Consider the following 3,514-nt stretch of genomic DNA (forward strand, 5'->3'; position numbering starts at 1 on the left):
GCATCAGTCGGGGTGCTCAGGGGTATGAGGACGCGGCCCGGACTTGTGTGGTCGGGGCGTACTCCAACTCCTTTGATCGGAGCGGCAGATGAAAATCCTTGGGAGAGAGCCCGCGCTGTGGCTGTCGCTCCTGGCGGTGGTCGTCAAGCTGAGCACGGCGTTCGGGCTGGATCTCAGTGACAAGCAGCAGGCCGTCGTGAACGCGTTCGCCGCCGCGGTCGTCGGTCTGCTCGTCGCCCTCAGCGTCCATGACGGTGTCCATGCCGCGGTCCTCGGCCTCATCCAGGCGGGCATGTCCCTCGCGATCGGCTTCGGCCTGCACTGGACCCCCGACCAGCAGTCCACCGTCATGAGCCTCGCCTCCGTCCTGATTGCGATGTGGACCCGCACCCAGGTCACCGCCAAGGTCCCCCCGCCCGCTCCAGCCGCTCAAGCCGTCCCGGCGGCTCCCGCAACTCCGGCTGCTCCGGCGGCTCCGGCCGTCCCGGCGGCTCGGGCGAAGAAGGCCACCCCTGCCAAGAAGACCGCCACGGCGAAGAAGACGACTCAGGCGAAGAAGGCGGCTCAGGACGAGTAGCCGGGTAGTCGTCCTCTCCCGCGATGCGACGCTCAACTCCCCAAGGGCGCGGAGGAAGCCGGGCCCGGACATGTACCGCCGCGCCTTCCACAACCGGCACGGCGCCGCCGCAGCGTGACGTAACCGCGGTGCCCCGGGCGCGAGTTCGAGCCCGGGGCAAGGCGCCCGGCGCCCGGCGCACCCGGGCGGCGGTCGCCACGTACTCCGGTTCCGGCGCGGCTCAGAGCGCCGCGGAACCCTTCCTGCGGCGCCGTACGACACCGATCGCAGCCGCGCCGAGGAGCACCGCCGCACCGCCGACGGCCGCGATCATCGGCGTCGCGGAGGACGAACCCGTCTCCGCGAGGGTCCCGCCGTCGGGAGCGGTCGAGGGGGCCGGTGTGCCGCTGCCGCCGCTCTGCGTACCGGGCGCGAGCACCTTGAAGGTGGCGTCGGTGGTGCTGCCCCGGGTGCAGTTCTTCGCGGTGTCGACGTAAGTGCCGCCGCCGACCGCGTAGCCGGGGCCGGGGGTGGCGTCGGCGTCGATCCGCAGCCGGAACTTCAGGTCAGCGGACGCGTGGGCGGTCTTCAGCGTGGTGTAGCCGTAGATGAGGCCGGTCTCGCGGATGTCGTCCTTGCCCTCGTCCTTGAGGCTCAGCCACTTGCCGTTGCCGGCGTCCCAGTACTCCAGGTACGCGTGCTTGTAGAGGTCCGCGTTGTAGCTGTCCTCGCCGTTGTTGGCGGTGACCGATGCCTCGACCGCGCCGAGTGCCTTGCCGGTGGTGCCGGCCACGTTCAGCGTGAAGGTGGACCAGCCGCCGCCCGCCACGATGCTGGACGGCAGCCCCTTCAGCTGGAAGCGGATCGTGGCGGAGGGCCCGCTGCTGCACGGTGGCGGCGTTCCCGCACCGGACGGTGGGGCGGTGGCCGTGGGCGTCCCCGCATCGGACGGCGTGGCGGTGGCCGTGGGCGTAGCCGTAGCCGTAGCCGTGGGAACCGATGACGGTGCCGTGGTCGACGTGGCCGGTCCGGGAGCGGCATGTGCCGCGGCCGTGGCGCCCAGCAGCACGGCCGGGACGATCGCGGTGGCCGCGGCAGCGGCCGACCGGGTACGACGAAGCTTCATGGGCAGGTCCTCACGAGTGACGTGACGCGGACGTGTGTGACACCCGTGTGACCCCGGTGACGGGAACGGCGTTGTACGCGATTTGCGCTGTTCGCCAGACGTTCAACGCGAGTTCGGCCGGTGCGCCCGTCAGGCCGCGCGTCCGTCAGGCCGCGCGCCGGCGACCGGGCCGCCGGCCGGGCCCGCTACCGGGCCGGCCACCGGTCCGCTCGGCCCACTGGTCGGACCGCCGGCCCGCGTGCTGCCCGGGCCCCTGCTGTAGCGCCGTCCGCTGGAGGATGAGCAGCGCGGCGTCGTCCGCGGGCGGCCCCTGGGTGTGCCGGAGCAGGTCGCGGTGGATGTGGTCCAGGAGTGCGTCCGGGTCGTTGGCGGACATTTCGGCGACGCGCTCGGCGAACGGGTAGAACTCCCCGGCCGGGGAGCGCGCCTCGATGAACCCGTCGGTGTAGAGCACGAGGAAGTCGCCGGGCTCGAAGGTGAACGGCTCGGCGTGCAGGCCCGCGGCGGGATGCGGCGCGGTGACGCCGAGCGGGGGCGACGGCCGGCTGGCGTACAGGATCGTGACCTGGTGGTCGTGGATGAGGAGGGGCGGCGGATGGCCGCAGTTGATCATCTCCGCCCGCGAACCGTCGTCCGGCAGGTCGAGCAGGAGCGCGGTGACGAAGTGCTCGCCGGCGTCGCGTTCGGTGTCCGCGACCTCCTCCAGGTTCCGGCTGACGCTGTCCTCCACGGCGGCCACGAGTTCGGACAGCTCGGCGTTCCGGTGGGCGGCTTCGCGGAAGGCGCCCAGCACCATCGACGCTTCACCGATGGACGCCAGGCTGTGGCCCCGTACATCGCCGATGATCACGCGAGTGGCGGGGTGGGCGGCGCGGGCGGTGGCGAAGAGGTCGCCGCCGATCTGCGTCTCGTCCTCGGCGGTCAGATACAGCCAGGCCACCTGCTGCGGTCCGACCCAGCGCGGCGGCGGCCGCAGCAGCACTCGCTGTGTCGTCTCGGCTACCGAACGTGCCCGGCCCAGCTCGCGGTTGCGTCTGTCGCGCGCGACGGACACCAGGAACACCAGGACCGACAGGACGGACAGCGCGATGATCTCCGCCACGTGGTTGGCGGTGCCGAGGCCGCCCTCGAATATCCCGATGAGCGTCTGCGCCGCCACGGCCAGCACCCCGGCCAAGGCGGTGAGCCGCGGCCCGGAAAGGGACGCGGTGAGGGCGGGCGCGATCACGAGCAGCGGGCCGAGGTGGACGTCCTGCGGGAGCGACAGATCGATCGCGGCGATCACCGCGATCAGTACGAACGGCAGCGCCACCAGCCTGCTACGGCCAGACGGCTGTTCCAGGAGGCGGTCCACCGACAAGCGGCTGCTGTCCATTTCTTCCCTATACCCCACCATCTGCGAACTATCCTCCTTGCGGAAAGCCGCAAGGAGCCAGCGATGTCAGCTTCTGCCATCACTTGTCGGGTTCGCGTACGATCGGGCCATGGGCAGATGGGAGCCGGACGCGCGCGGGCGTCTCGGCAAGGCAGCGCTGGAACTGTTCGACGAGCGCGGATACGAGCAGACCACCGTCGCGGAGATCGCCAAGCGGGCCGGGCTGACCGAGCGGACCTTCTTCCGGCACTACGCCGACAAGCGCGAGGTGCTCTTCGCCGGCTCGGCCGCCCTCCAGGACCTCATCGTCGGCGCCGTCGCGGACACGCCCGAGGGCACCGCGCCGATCGACGCGATCGCGGCCGGCCTCGACGCCGCCGCCGACCAGATCTTCCGGGGTGCCCACCGGCACGCCCGCCGGCGCCAAGCGCTCGTCTCCGCGCACACGGACCTCCAG

The 3,514-nt window shown here is 71.8% G+C and carries 4 protein-coding genes; 2 read left to right on the forward strand and 2 right to left on the reverse strand.

The window, feature by feature from the left end; translation table 11 throughout:
• The first annotated feature begins 88 nt into the window (after positions 1-88).
• The gene (locus AC13HU_RS34300; protein ID WP_483045901.1) at positions 89-577 is read left to right on the forward strand and encodes a hypothetical protein; all 489 of its coding nucleotides are present in this window, start codon (positions 89-91) and stop codon (positions 575-577) included.
• A 220-nt stretch (positions 578-797) separates the two neighbouring features.
• Here the strand turns inward: AC13HU_RS34300 and AC13HU_RS34305 are convergent, their stop codons facing one another.
• Together AC13HU_RS34305 and AC13HU_RS34310 are read right to left on the reverse strand one after the other, a co-directional pair.
• On the reverse strand, positions 798-1,682 hold the full coding sequence (locus AC13HU_RS34305) for an LAETG motif-containing sortase-dependent surface protein (protein WP_483045902.1): 885 nt from the start codon (positions 1,680-1,682) through the stop codon (positions 798-800).
• 145 nt (positions 1,683-1,827) lie between these two features.
• Positions 1,828-3,057: a PP2C family protein-serine/threonine phosphatase gene (locus AC13HU_RS34310; RefSeq protein WP_483045903.1), complete on the reverse strand. Its 1,230-nt coding sequence runs from the start codon at positions 3,055-3,057 to the stop codon at positions 1,828-1,830.
• A gap of 109 nt (positions 3,058-3,166) precedes the next feature.
• Here AC13HU_RS34310 and AC13HU_RS34315 point away from each other — a divergent pair.
• On the forward strand, positions 3,167-3,514 hold a 348-nt coding region (locus AC13HU_RS34315; protein WP_483045904.1), incomplete at its 3' end, for a helix-turn-helix domain-containing protein.

It is taken from the genome of Streptomyces sp. NH27 (assembly GCF_056859195.1).